The sequence below is a fragment of the Flagellimonas sp. L-11 genome, from assembly GCF_056857735.1.
Window position 1 is genome coordinate 99,939 of the sequence record NZ_JBSXNR010000072.1, and the last position, 12,394, is coordinate 112,332.

The window sequence follows — 12,394 nt, forward strand, 5'->3', positions numbered from 1 at the left end:
TGTATGGAAGTTAAATTTATGTCATTTTAACCTAAAAAAATCTTAAAAAGTGTATTTCGTGTTAATGTAGCATATAAAATGGATAATCTGTTGGACGCCCGGTTGGGAAAACCACCGCAACTTTGTACCTGTATAAGTTAGATATACAATAGCTATGAAAAAGACGAATTTTTATCCAACAATATGGTCAATAGCTGCTTACACCCCGAGTGTAATGGCAGACTGGTACGGCACCGAAGCCAAAGGAGCCGAGTTGATTTTGAAAAATGAGGCCGCTACAGCGCTCCATGTTTCAGAAATGACCCTTAACATTACTAAGTTCTCAGCAATAGATGCGCAGGGTAATGAACACTTTATTATAGATTTTCCCGGTCAGAACCCGGTAACCCTAAAAGGTATAGCTTCCGGAAACTTTATGCGTTCCAAAAGCGTACTTTCCTTGCCCGAAGGTAAATACACTACATTGCGTTTTTATATGGCAGGATGGGGAAACCAGTTCATTTACCGGGATGGGGCAGCCGAATCTGCCAACTCGTTCAACCGTCTGGATTTTCAGATTGAAGACGGTTTTACGGTGCAGGAAGGCAACGCCCCCGATGTTAAATTGTGGTTTGACTTTGCTCCCTACCAGTGGAAGCGACACTTTAAACCGCTTACGGATTTGTTTATTGGGAGCAAAAGTCAAAAACCACGATTGGCCAATAGTTTTGGCAATTGATCATTATGCTATGAAGAGGAATGAAAGAGGTTGTTTAAAAAGCTAGTTATCTGTCAGTTCGAGCGCAGTCGAGAACCTAAAGTATGTTGATAATCAATGGGTTTCGACTTTAGTTTATCCTGAGTATAGTCGAAGGGCTCAACCTGACAAATTCAAACTTTTGTTGCTTTTAAACAACCTTTTTTAATTTTGTGGAAAGGGTTTTATTGCAGTTACTTTAGTTTTCTATAAATCCCCTCTCCGGTCTCCCAAAGGGGAGAAGTTTCCCTCCTTTGGAGAGCCTGTCCCGAACCTGATTCGGGAGATTAAGGGAGGATTTGATACCAGATGTGACAAAGAATTTCATTCTTTTTGAAAAAGAGACTTTTAATAATCCGAATATTCGGTAGGGTATAAGAACCAAATATCGGCATGGGATACATTGTTTTCATACTTGGGCATGGCAATGAGTTCCTTCCATTCCGGTGCATCCACAAAAGCTTCCCAATTTTTTTCTCTGGTTGCCATATCGGCGTGGGTGGTCATGTACATTAAGTTGGGCATATTGGCGCCTGAAAGCACCTCGCCATAAAACACGGCGTTGAAGCCCAATCGGTCAAAAAGAGGGATTTCGCCTCCTGCATTGAACATATCCACCTTGTTGCGATAGTATTTTTCCGTAGCGGATTCGTAGCTTCTCAGTTCGTACACGCGTTCCGACCTTGGACTATCCAAATCAGGCACCTCCATTATGGGCATATCGGGGAATGCTTGCAAAAGTATGGACTGGATGCGATCATAGGGCGGGTTATCGTAATTGGCATTGATGTACGCGCTTCCTGCTGCGGTATATTCCTCGTCTTCCAGGAGTTTGTTGTCCAGTTCTGTGAACTGTTGCACACCTTTTAAAGGAAGAAGCACGTAGGTTTTTTGTACCGTGTCTGTTTCATTGGTGCGAAATTTAAAAACACCCACTTTATCGATGCCCTGTTTCTTAACCGCAGGCATAAAGGCATTTTTCAGGTAATTGTCGGTGGCAGCTATTTGGTCTTCGGAACTAAAAGAATAGATTTTTAATTGATAGAATTCCCGTTCATCTTGTACGGTTTCGGGAGTCTCGGTAGTTGCAGTGGTTTCGGGCTTTGGATTGCCACAGCTTGCCAATGCTGCCGTTACCAATAGCAAAAGTAGTTTGATAGTTTTCATTTTTATGTGCAGTTTAGTTTGATGTGATATCTAATCTTGATTCTACAAGTTTAATTTTGGTTTATACTATTTCTTCCGCTTCGCCCTTAGTTTTTTCACCTCCTCCACGGAAAGTCCAGTGATTTCGGAAATGGTCTCCACATCCATACCCTTTCCCTTCATTTCTCGGGCGATTTCAATTTCGCGTTTTCGTTTGGCAATGTCGGCAGCCTCTTTTTTAAAGCGTTTTTCCAAAACGTAGCTGGGTACGTACTGGGTGCTCTCCAAAAGTTCGTCCATAAGCCCAATGTCCTTAAAGCTCAGGTAGCTTTTGGTGGAGATGATCAAATGGTCCAGTACCTGTGTGTTCACAATAATGCCCACTTGTATAAGGCGGTCTGTGATGTCCTTGTCCACCTCCGTGGACGTGAGTTCGCCCGTAGGGTGGTTGTGGCACAGGATGATCTTTACCGCCCTTTTCTGCAGGGCCAAGCTAAAGACCTCCATGGGCTCGGCCAGGGCACGGTTCACGGTGCCCAGACTGATCAGCTCTATAAACAAAATGCGGTTGTTGTTCTCCAGCCCAATGACCCAAAAGTGCTCCCGGTTCTGGTCTATTTTGTCCTCGCGCAAGAGAATGCGCTGCATAATGCCGTACAGGTCGTCCGAGTTCAGGATTTTGATCTTCTGGGCTTCTGTGAGTTTAATGTCCATGGATTAAAGATAGTTGATTACAAGAAATTCCGCGTAATCAAAGCAAGTTATCCAAATCTTGCCTTCCCACAATGGCCATGATTTCAACCATATCATTGTTCAATCTAAAAAATATACTGTCCGAACCACAGACACAGCGCCTATACCCTTTTTTGATGTGATCTACGGATTCAAAGGAAAAAGGATTTTGGGCAATTCGGTCAAAATGTTCAAAAAAAGCTTCAAAGTAAGTATCGGCCTGTGCCATGCCAAATTTGGCCACGCCATACCGGTGTATTCGAATCAAATCTTCCTTGGCCTCATTGCTCAACCTATACTTGGCCACGCTAAGAGGATTTGGATTGCTTTAAAATATCATCCTTACTATCCGTTGTGAACCCGCTGTTTTCGGCCTTGGTGAGTTTGGCCCGTATCCAGTCCAATTGCGCCTGTTGGTTCCGAGCCTGCCTGATGAGGTCGTTTACCAACTCGCTTTTGCTGGAATACTCTTTGCTGTCCACTTGGGATTTTAACCACTCATCATTGGGTTCTGTAAGGGAAATGCTCTGTCTTGCCATAACAACCACTATTTGGTGCAAATATACACCAAAAATGAATCAGGCGCAATATCGGTAGTTTAAGGTTATAATCAGTTGGATTGGTTTTGGCTCTATCATTCTTTTTTTAGAAGTAATAATAAAAGAAGTTTTCCTACATTTAAAAAAATGAAGTAAAAATGGACATAAAACTCCTTAATAATCTACCGATTGAAGACCTTACAAAAGAAAATGACTATTTAGGAATTATTGAAAAGGGTGATTTGATCAAACTTTTTTTGGAGAATAATAAAGAGCAATTTTCTGAAATTAAAATGTTTGCCCTTTATGGGGAATGGGGTAGCGGAAAGAGTACGCTGATGAAATATCTCCAAAAGGAACTCAAGCCTAATTTTAATACATTCTTTTTTGATACTTGGGAGTTTGAAACCGATAATAACTTGTCACTTTCACTTCTTGAATTTTTAATTTCAAAATCTACAGGTGCTGAAGAGGAAATGGCTGGAGAATTGATAAAGGTTGCTGAAAAATTATTAAAAGGATTTACCAAATCAATTAAAATTTCCTTGCCAATTCTAACCTTTGATGGAAAGACTTTTACCGAAGAATTGGAATCAGAAAAAGAGAAATCTTTTGTTAAGCTTAAAGAAGAATTCAAAACTGAGTTTGTTCGATTTGAGGACAAAATAAAAGCCCATAGTAAAAAGGAATATAATATTGTATTTGTTGATGATTTAGATCGATGTGAACCTGAGAATGTACTTAATCTTTTATCAGCTTTAAAATTATTTTTTACCTATGGAAATAGAACAATATTCTTTTGTGGAGTTGATAAAAAGGCGGTTAGAGAAGCTATCAAGACTAAGTATAATGATATTGTAAAATCTGAAGAATATTTAGAAAAGATATTTGATGTTAACTTTTCAATGCCAGAGCCAAATAGTATTGAGAAACTTGTAGGTCAATACTTTGATAATCGTGATATAGAAATAAAACAGTTTAAGGGTAAGTTGGATATAAGAATATCTGATTTTTTTATCCACATAAATTTTACCAATCCAAGAAGATTAAAGAAAATATTAAATAAGTATCTTTTAATCTCAGTGTTTAAAAAAAGCCTTCAAGATGATACCTCTGGTAAAATACCCAATATTTATATTAAAAATGAAGATGGGGGAAACTTCATGGAAACTATCTTGACCATATATTTTTTAATCCTGAAAGAGTTTTATCAGGATAAATTCACTTCTTTTTTTAATTTAGAAAAGAGAAAATTAATGTATAGAAAAGCTGTAATAAATCATTACGAGGGAGGTAATACGGCTAATAGAAATTCTGAGATTGAAAGAGTCAACGATTTTTTAGTAGATGGTCATCACAAATACAAGTTAAGTGCCTTTTCTACTTTTAGAAACGCTGGCGAAAAAAATAATAGGTTAATGGCTTTCATAAAAATGTTTGCACCAACTAAAGTGGAATTTTTATCCGAAAAAGCTTTTGGACAACCTAGGGAATTTAAGAAGTATTTTAATTTGCAAGAGAAAGAAATTGATTTTCTTTTTGTGGAATATTTATTTCAACACGCAGAGAGTCTTCTTTTTAATGATGATCTTGGAGATTTTGTAATTGAAGAATTTAAGTATCTTCAAAAGAGGTTTGTTTAATCAATGCGCCTCCAACCAGTTCTCACCAATACCTACTTCCACATCCAGGGGTACCGACAGTTTATAGGCGTTTTCCATCTCGGTTTTAATGAGTTCCTTCATTTCCTCCAGTTCGGGTTTGTAGCAATCGAACACCAATTCATCGTGCACCTGCAACAACATTTTGGTCCTGTATTTTCCTTCGGAAAGTTTTTTATGGATATTGATCATCGCAATTTTTATAATGTCCGCTGCACTCCCTTGGATGGGTGCGTTCACGGCGTTTCGCTCCGCAGCCCCGCGCACTACTTGGTTGCCTGCATTAATATCCTTTAAATAACGACGGCGCCCTAAAACCGTTTGTACATATCCGTGCTCACGGGCAAAATCCACTTGTTCGCTCATATAATTGCGCAATTTCGGGTAGGTTTTGTAATAGGTGTCAATGAGTTCCTTGGCCTCCGAACGGCTCAAATCTGTTTGGTTGCTCAACCCAAAGGCCGAAACCCCGTAAATAATCCCAAAGTTCACCGTTTTGGCATTGCTACGCTGTTCGCGGGTCACCTCCTCAATCGGTACATTAAATACCTTGGATGCAGTGGAAGCGTGAATGTCCTCACCGTTTTTAAAGGCTGAAATCATGGTGTCTTCCTCGCTCAATGCCGCAATTATACGCAATTCTATCTGGGAGTAATCCGCAGCCAAGAGTACGTAGTTTTTATCCCGTGGGATAAACGCCTTGCGCACTTGTCGCCCGCGCTCTGTACGGATGGGAATGTTCTGCAAGTTCGGGTTGTTACTGCTCAAACGGCCCGTAGCGGCTACGGTCTGCATATAATCCGTGTGTACTCGACCTGTTTTTTGCTGTACCTCGTTGGGCAACGCATCCACGTAGGTGCTTTTTAGTTTGGCCAATCCACGGTAGTCCAACACATTCTGAATAATGTCGTGATCCTTGGCCAAGTAGGAGAGCACATCTTCCGAAGTGGAAAACTGCCCTGTTTTGGTCTTTTTGGGCTTGTCCACCAGTTTTAGTTTGCCAAAAAGGATGTCGCCCAATTGTTTGGGGGAGGCAATATTGAATTCCTCACCGGCATCTTCATAGATTTTCTTTTCCAACTCAGCAATATCCGTTTCTAGCGCAACCGAGAGGTCATTTAGATACTCCTTATCCAAATTGATGCCTTCTAGTTCCATATCGGCCAATACCCGAACCAACGGAATTTCGATTTCATCAAACAATTTATCGGTATGTGCGTCTTTCAGCTCTGGGGTGAATTTTAAACCCAACTGGAAAGTGATATCGGCATCTTCCACGGCATACTCCGTTTGTTTTTCCAAAGGAACCTGTCGCATGCTGAGCTGATTCTTGCCTTTTTTGCCAATAAGTTCCGTAATGGAAATGGGCGTGTAGTTGAGGTAGGTTTCCGCAAGCACATCCATATTGTGGCGCATATCGGGGTTGATGAGGTAGTGGGCCAACATGGTATCGAACAACTTGCCTTTCACCTCCACGCCATAGTTTTGCATTACTTTGATGTCGTACTTCAGGTTTTGCCCCACTTTTTCAATGGCTTCAGATTCGAAAAACGGGCGTAGCTTTTCAATCAAAGGTTTGGCGTCGTTTTCATTGTCGGGAAAGGGCACATAAAATCCTTTGCCTGGTGACCAACTAAAGGCGATGCCCACCAGTTCGGCTTCCAACGGATTTAGGGAAGTGGTCTCGGTATCAAAACAGACGGAAGGTTGTTTCATCAAGGTTTCAAGGAATAGTTCCATGCCCAATCCATCTTGTACATGCTGATAAAAATGGGGGACATCGGCAATGGTTTTTCGGCTGTTCACATCTTTGATGGTGGCCGCAGCTTCTGATGGATCACCGCCAAACAACGTAAACTGACCGCTTCCGGCCACTTTGGCCTCTTCCTTGGCCGTTTTGGTATTGGTCACTTGGGTGCTGGCTTCCGCCTCGCCCGTAAATATTTTGATGAATTGATCCTTTAACCTACGGAATTCCAGTTCTTCGAAGATTTCTTGCACTTTTTCCGCATCGGGCGGACACATTTCGTAATCCTCCGCGTGAAATTGCACTTCGCAATCGGTTTTGATCTCAGCCAATTTTCGTGAAAGTCGGCCCAGTTCGGCATTTTCTTCCACTTTTTCCTTCATTTTGCCTTTGAGCTGGTCGGTATTGCTCAACAAACCTTCCATGGAATCGAATTGATCTAAGAACTTTTTGGCGGTCTTGTCGCCCACACCGGGCAGTCCGGGAATATTGTCACTTGCATCGCCCATCATTCCCAAATAGTCGATTACCTGCTCTGGACGTTTTACGCCGAAGCGTTTTTGTACTTCGGGAATGCCCCAAATTTCAATACCGTTGCCCATTCTGGCAGGGCGGTACATGAAAATGTTCTCGCTCACCAACTGCCCAAAATCTTTGTCGGGCGTTACCATAAATACTTTGTAATTCTCTTTTTCGGCCTGTTTGGCCAAGGTTCCGATAAGGTCATCGGCTTCGTAGCCTTCCAATTCCACCACGGGAATCTTCATGGCCTCCAAAATTTGTTGGATGTATGGCACCGCAATGCGGATGGCATCAGGAGTTTCGTCACGGTTGGCTTTGTATGCTTCAAACATTTCGGTGCGCTCTACACTGCCTCCCTTGTCAAAAGCAACGGCCAAATGGTCGGGCTGTTCGCGTTTGATCACATCAAAAAGAGAGTTTACAAACCCCATAATAGCAGAGGTATCCATTCCCTTGGAGTTGATTCTCGGGTTTTTGATCAAGGCATAATAACCACGGAATATAAGTGCGTAGGCATCAAGTAAAAAAAGTCGTTTTTGTTCGGACATGTATTTTTCAGTTGTCAGTTAGCAATTTTCAATAAACAATTATAAAAGGCAGGTTTTAAAAGTACGAATTGCTGTTCAAAAGAGCCTAGAATATAGAGCCAAGAATCAAGAGACAAGTGATATATAATATATTCTTCTAATTTTGATGCTACTTTTTTTGCTTATTAATCATCCTTCATTTAAAGAAAAAAAGTCTTTTTGAAATCCATATTCCAGAAACCAGCACTATAAATTCGAATAAAAAAATCAAAATGAAGTAAATGGGTAAAAATGCTAGATGGAGCAGAAAACCTATTATTCCTTCTGTTTGATTTCCATTTAGTGTAATAGGAACTTTTGCGCCTGCAATTATCATGATTGTTCCAATTCCAAAATAAAGTACACTAAATCCTAGACTGCTGAAAATTGAAATTTTTAACAGACGATTGAATGTTAGTGACTTGATAAGTTCTTCTGATTTCATTGTTGAAATGACTTTATTGAATGTATGCAAATTCTTATTGAGCCAAGAGTCAAGACGTCTTGGTTCTTGTTTCCAGAAGCGAAGCGGTCTAACATCTAATGTCCATCAGCGAAGCGGTCTTGTGTCTTTTTTCTAAAAGCGTAGCGCTCTTGGTTCTGATATCTATTCGTAGAAGCTCACGACTTCTCGGTTTTCGTGCCCATTATCGGAAAACTCCCGGTAGGTAAACCCGGGATGCACGCAGTAGCCGCCCGTTTCCCCATTTTTGTTGATGGCCAAAAATCCAATTTGGAAATCTTTTCGGTCCTTATTTTTCTTCATAATGCGTTTTACACCTTCTTCGCAGGCTTCTTGCGGACTTTTTCCTTGACGCATCAATTCCACGATCAAAAAGCTGCCCACGGTACGTATCACTTCTTCGCCTACACCTGTTGCGGTGGCACCACCCACTTCATTATCGATAAACAGTCCCGCGCCAATAATGGGGGAGTCCCCAACACGCCCAGCTACTTTATAGGCCATTCCACTTGTGGTGCAAGCCCCGGAAATATCGCCATTTTCATCAATGGCCAACATACCAATGGTATCGTGGTTTTCTATATTGATGGTGGTCTCATATTTAGAGGTCTTCAACCACTCTTCGTATTGTTTTTTGGTACTTTCGGTCAATAGGTCTTCTTTTTTGAAGCCTTGTTCATAGGCAAATTTCTCCGCGCCTTTGCCCGCCAAGATAATGTGCGGGGTTTCCTCCATTACTTTTCTGGCCACGGAAACAGGGTGCACAATATTTTGCAAGCAGACCACCGAGCCGCAATTGCCATCCTTGTCCATAATGCAGGCATCCAGGGTAACATTACCATCACGGTCCGGTCGGCCGCCTTTGCCCACCGTTTCGTTGGTTTCGTCGGCTTCCTCTACCATTACGCCTTGCTCCACGGCGTCCAGGGCATTGCCGCCCGACTTTAATACCTCCCACGCCTTCTCCGTAGCATTGAAAAAGTTCCAAGTACAGACCACAATGGGTTTTATAGGATTGGGAGTTGGAATTGCCGCAGCGGAAGCTGCTTCGGGCTTTGGCTCGGTTTTACAGGCGACCAAAGTAGAGGCGGAAACCAGTCCGGCTGCGGAGAGGCTGGAATTTTTGAGAAATTTGCGTCGTTCCATGCGATGGTATGTTTAATTTTGAGGGTCATAAATATACAATATGCTGGTAGAAGTTTGTGCCAATTCCTTGGAATCGGCAAGGAATGCCGAAAGGGCAGGAGCGAATCGAATTGAACTTTGTTCGGAACTCGGAGTGGGAGGCGTAACGCCATCTGCTGGATTGATCCAATGGGTTAAAAGGGAGTTGAATATTCCCATCCACGTTTTGATTCGCCCGAGAGGTGGTCATTTCACCTATTCCAATACTGAGTTTGAGGTGATGAAAGCCGATATTTTGGCGTGCAAGGCTTTGGGTGTGCAGGGTATTGTTTCTGGAATTTTGATGGAAGATTTTACTGTGGATGTGGAAAGAACCAAAGCGTTGGTGGATTTGGCAAAGCCAATGCATTTTACCTTTCATCGTGCGTTTGATTGGGTGGAGGAGCCCTTGGAGGCCATCAAGCAGCTTGATGGACTTGGGGTACAGACCATTTTAACCTCCGGAGGAGAGATTTCAGCGGAAAAAGGAATCAATCACTTAAAGTTATGGCAGCAAAATACTACCATGACCATTATGGCAGGTGGAGGTGTGTCTCCCAAGAATGCATCGGATTTCAAGGATATTGGACTTAGTGCCATCCATTGCTCGGGGACTTCCTTTGGACATCATGTGGCGTTAGAAGGTAAAATCAGTATGAACTCTGCAAAACATATGGTGGAGGATGAGGTTGCGATTTCAAATTTAGCTATCCTCAAATCTATTGTTGAAGCCGTTAAATAAAATTAAAAAACCCTGCTTTATAGCATATTAGCCCTAATTTTGTAAAAAAATTGTATGTCCCGATTTATTGTTTTGGCAATCTTGTATGTGGTGCTGGCCGTTTATGGCTTTCAAGCATTCCGTACACTGTTCAAAAGTCCGTTGATGCAATGGGCTTATATTGTACTTTTTTTGGGAGCCTTGGTTTTTTTGACCATCAAAGTAATGACATACGATCCTGGCGATGGGTTTAAAGGTACCGCCGCCATTGCAGGAACCATATTTGCTTCATTTTTTTTATTGGCTTTGGTCTTGGGCTTCTTCCTTTTGCTGGAAGATGTGGTACGTGTAATTGGCTACGGGTATAACAAAATTGTTGGGGTTTCGGATACTGATGCAGGTTACTTCCCTTCACGAAGAAAATTTATTAGCGGTATTGCCCTTGGTTTGGCTGCGCTGCCCTTTGGGGCATTGCTGTATGGCATGTACCGTGGAAAATACAACTATCAGGTTTTAAAATACGAACTGGAGTTCGATGATCTTCCAGATGCCTTCCACAACTATCAGATTACACAGATTTCCGATGTGCACAGCGGTAGTTTTGACGATTATAAAAAAGTGGAATATGGGGTAAGTCTTATCAACCAACAAAAGAGCGATGTAATTTTCTTTACCGGAGATATTGTGAACAACCGTTCGGATGAGTTGGAACCTTGGAAAGAGGTTTTTTCCCGTTTGGATGCCAAAGATGGGGTGTTCTCTATTTTGGGCAACCACGATTATGGGGATTATGCGGTTTGGGATACGGAAGAAGAGAAGGCACAAAACTTGGAGAACCTCAAAACCATGCAAAAAGAAATGGGTTTTGACCTATTGCTCAACTCCAACCGATTTTTGGAAAAGGGTGGCGAAAAGATTGCCTTGGTCGGAGTGGAGAACTGGGGTCGCGGCGGATTTAAAAAAGCGGGCGACCTACAAAAGGCCAAAGAGGGTGTCTCCCATGATGATTTTAAAATATTGTTGAGCCACGACCCATCGCATTGGGAAGATGTGGTGATCCATGATGATTACCATTTTCACTTGACCTTGAGCGGACATACCCATGGCATGCAGTTCGGTGTTGAGATTCCTGGGTGGGTTAAATGGAGCCCTGTTAAGTGGCGTTACAAATATTGGGCGGGCATTTACAAGGAGTTGGACCAGTTTATCAATGTAAACCGAGGGTTTGGATTTATTGGGTACCCAGGTCGTTTTGGTATTTGGCCCGAGATTTCAGTGATTACCTTGAAGAAAAAGGGGATGGCAGCGTAAATCTGATTTTCGAGTTTACAGGAAGTCTCTTTGGCGCTTTACTATCATTTCCAGTTTTGGCCCTTTATTCCCATCGTAGCTTTTAGAATGTCTTTTTGGGATATTTGACCAACAAGTTTTCCGTCTTCCAAAATAGGGAAACGGCGTCTTCTGACTTCGAGGAACATTTTTGCCGCATCAAAGATGTTCATATTGCCATCAATGGTCTCCACATTTTTAATCATTCGAAGTTCTACTTTACTGTGCTCCATGGGCAAATTGTAATACCTACTGTCACTAATGTGCTTTATACAATCCCCTTCTGAAATGATGCCTATCAATTCGTTGTGTTCGTTAACGACCGGGCCTCCCGAAATTTTATGCCGTATCAAAGCTTCGATGACCTCCTCTATGGATTGGTCAGGACTAAAGGTGATTAAGTCCCGAGTCATATAATCACTCACTTTAAGCGGTATTTCTTTTGGTATTTGTTTTGCTTTTGGTTCTATATAATTTTTGATTCCCATATCCAATTTTTTAAGTCCTTTATTAAATATACTGAATTTCAGTGACTTAAAATCATAAAAATTGTAAATTAACTGCTTTTGGAATATGGTTGTATGATGATTAAATTGTACTGTTTGTTAGAACAAATATTGGAATGGGACTTGGTAATAGGGTGCTGTATGCTGGATGGTTTGAAGAGAATTTTCCATGGACTGTAAGCTAAAGCATTGACTTGCTATAAAAACATTCACATTTTTTCTTACTTTTGATTGTAAACCTTAGAATACATGTCCAAATTTGGTGAACTTATAGATTTACAAGTCCCCGTATTGTTAGACTTTTATGCGGAATGGAACGAGGAGTCCACTTCCATGCACCCTGTTTTGAGTGATGTGGCCGCTGCCCTTGGTGATAAGGGAAAGGTTATAAAAATTGATGTGGACAAAAACAAGGAACTTTCACAAGCACTCCGTATTAAGGGGTTGCCTACTTTAATGATCTACAAAAAGGGTGAGATGGTTTGGCGCCAAAGCGGTGAGCAGGACGCCAATACGCTCATAGGTATCCTAAACGAATACATCCAATAAAGAAAAAAGCGAG

13 protein-coding genes are annotated in these 12,394 nt (G+C 41.7%); 5 read left to right on the forward strand and 8 right to left on the reverse strand.

Going from position 1 to position 12,394, the window contains the following annotated elements; genetic code table 11:
• The first annotated feature begins 154 nt into the window (after positions 1–154).
• Positions 155–718, forward strand: a complete 564-nt coding sequence (locus tag AC13CC_RS14180; RefSeq protein ID WP_293167190.1) for a hypothetical protein — start codon at positions 155–157, stop codon at positions 716–718.
• A gap of 366 nt (positions 719–1,084) precedes the next feature.
• Here the strand turns inward: AC13CC_RS14180 and AC13CC_RS14185 are convergent, their stop codons facing one another.
• The 4 genes from AC13CC_RS14185 to AC13CC_RS14200 all read right to left on the reverse strand — a co-directional run bounded on the left by AC13CC_RS14185 (position 1,085) and on the right by AC13CC_RS14200 (position 3,153).
• On the reverse strand, positions 1,085–1,903 hold the full coding sequence (locus tag AC13CC_RS14185; RefSeq protein WP_482877671.1) for an NIPSNAP family protein: 819 nt from the start codon (positions 1,901–1,903) through the stop codon (positions 1,085–1,087).
• 66 nt (positions 1,904–1,969) lie between these two features.
• Complete coding sequence (locus AC13CC_RS14190) at positions 1,970–2,596, reverse strand: JAB domain-containing protein (RefSeq protein WP_482877673.1); 627 nt, start codon at positions 2,594–2,596, stop codon at positions 1,970–1,972.
• A 37-nt stretch (positions 2,597–2,633) separates the two neighbouring features.
• A complete protein-coding gene (locus AC13CC_RS14195) occupies positions 2,634–2,921 on the reverse strand; it encodes a type II toxin-antitoxin system RelE/ParE family toxin (RefSeq protein WP_293167194.1) in 288 nt (95 codons plus the stop codon).
• A gap of 1 nt (position 2,922) precedes the next feature.
• Positions 2,923–3,153 (reverse strand): ribbon-helix-helix domain-containing protein, encoded by a 231-nt coding sequence (locus AC13CC_RS14200; protein ID WP_163625379.1) that lies wholly within the window; start codon positions 3,151–3,153, stop codon positions 2,923–2,925.
• A gap of 158 nt (positions 3,154–3,311) precedes the next feature.
• Between AC13CC_RS14200 and AC13CC_RS14205 the strand changes: the two genes are divergently transcribed.
• Positions 3,312–4,796: a KAP family P-loop NTPase fold protein gene (locus AC13CC_RS14205; RefSeq protein WP_482877676.1), complete on the forward strand. Its 1,485-nt coding sequence runs from the start codon at positions 3,312–3,314 to the stop codon at positions 4,794–4,796.
• Here AC13CC_RS14205 and polA read toward each other — a convergent pair whose 3' ends face one another.
• The 3 genes from polA to AC13CC_RS14220 form a co-directional block, all read right to left on the reverse strand.
• Positions 4,797–7,631 carry a DNA polymerase I gene (polA, locus tag AC13CC_RS14210; protein WP_482877678.1) on the reverse strand — a complete coding sequence of 945 codons (2,835 nt, stop codon included), beginning with the start codon at positions 7,629–7,631 and terminating at the stop codon, positions 4,797–4,799.
• 175 nt (positions 7,632–7,806) lie between these two features.
• Complete coding sequence (locus tag AC13CC_RS14215; protein ID WP_482877680.1) at positions 7,807–8,094, reverse strand: hypothetical protein; 288 nt, start codon at positions 8,092–8,094, stop codon at positions 7,807–7,809.
• 162 nt (positions 8,095–8,256) lie between these two features.
• Positions 8,257–9,258, reverse strand: a complete 1,002-nt coding sequence (locus tag AC13CC_RS14220; protein WP_482877681.1) for an isoaspartyl peptidase/L-asparaginase family protein — start codon at positions 9,256–9,258, stop codon at positions 8,257–8,259.
• Between the two features lie 40 nt (positions 9,259–9,298).
• Between AC13CC_RS14220 and AC13CC_RS14225 the strand changes: the two genes are divergently transcribed.
• Both AC13CC_RS14225 and AC13CC_RS14230 read left to right on the forward strand, forming a co-directional pair.
• On the forward strand, positions 9,299–10,018 hold the full coding sequence (locus AC13CC_RS14225) for a copper homeostasis protein CutC (protein ID WP_482877683.1): 720 nt from the start codon (positions 9,299–9,301) through the stop codon (positions 10,016–10,018).
• A 54-nt stretch (positions 10,019–10,072) separates the two neighbouring features.
• A complete protein-coding gene (locus AC13CC_RS14230) occupies positions 10,073–11,308 on the forward strand; it encodes a metallophosphoesterase (protein ID WP_293167201.1) in 1,236 nt (411 codons plus the stop codon).
• Positions 11,309–11,352: 44 nt separating this feature from the next.
• On the opposite strand, the gene AC13CC_RS14235 is transcribed toward AC13CC_RS14230, so the two are convergent.
• Entirely contained in the window at positions 11,353–11,814 is a 462-nt protein-coding gene (locus AC13CC_RS14235; RefSeq protein WP_482877685.1) for a CBS domain-containing protein, read from the reverse strand.
• 267 nt (positions 11,815–12,081) lie between these two features.
• On the opposite strand from AC13CC_RS14235, the gene AC13CC_RS14240 reads away from it, so the two are divergent.
• Positions 12,082–12,381 (forward strand): thioredoxin family protein, encoded by a 300-nt coding sequence (locus AC13CC_RS14240; RefSeq protein ID WP_163625372.1) that lies wholly within the window; start codon positions 12,082–12,084, stop codon positions 12,379–12,381.
• The last annotated feature ends 13 nt before the right edge of the window (positions 12,382–12,394 follow it).

Bases quoted from the DNA above. Each gene is read 5' to 3' on its own strand.
- AC13CC_RS14200 (WP_163625379.1), bottom strand. From the start codon at position 3,153: ATGGCAAGACAGAGCATTTCCCTTACAGAACCCAATGATGAGTGGTTA.
- AC13CC_RS14205 (WP_482877676.1), top strand. From the start codon at position 3,312: ATGGACATAAAACTCCTTAATAATCTACCGATTGAAGACCTTACAAAA.
- AC13CC_RS14190 (WP_482877673.1), bottom strand. From the start codon at position 2,596: ATGGACATTAAACTCACAGAAGCCCAGAAGATCAAAATCCTGAACTCG.
- AC13CC_RS14215 (WP_482877680.1), bottom strand. From the start codon at position 8,094: ATGAAATCAGAAGAACTTATCAAGTCACTAACATTCAATCGTCTGTTA.
- AC13CC_RS14185 (WP_482877671.1), bottom strand. From the start codon at position 1,903: ATGAAAACTATCAAACTACTTTTGCTATTGGTAACGGCAGCATTGGCA.
- AC13CC_RS14220 (WP_482877681.1), bottom strand. From the start codon at position 9,258: ATGGAACGACGCAAATTTCTCAAAAATTCCAGCCTCTCCGCAGCCGGA.
- polA (WP_482877678.1), bottom strand. From the start codon at position 7,631: ATGTCCGAACAAAAACGACTTTTTTTACTTGATGCCTACGCACTTATA.
- AC13CC_RS14180 (WP_293167190.1), top strand. From the start codon at position 155: ATGAAAAAGACGAATTTTTATCCAACAATATGGTCAATAGCTGCTTAC.
- AC13CC_RS14225 (WP_482877683.1), top strand. From the start codon at position 9,299: ATGCTGGTAGAAGTTTGTGCCAATTCCTTGGAATCGGCAAGGAATGCC.
- AC13CC_RS14230 (WP_293167201.1), top strand. From the start codon at position 10,073: ATGTCCCGATTTATTGTTTTGGCAATCTTGTATGTGGTGCTGGCCGTT.
- AC13CC_RS14240 (WP_163625372.1), top strand. From the start codon at position 12,082: ATGTCCAAATTTGGTGAACTTATAGATTTACAAGTCCCCGTATTGTTA.
- AC13CC_RS14235 (WP_482877685.1), bottom strand. From the start codon at position 11,814: ATGGGAATCAAAAATTATATAGAACCAAAAGCAAAACAAATACCAAAA.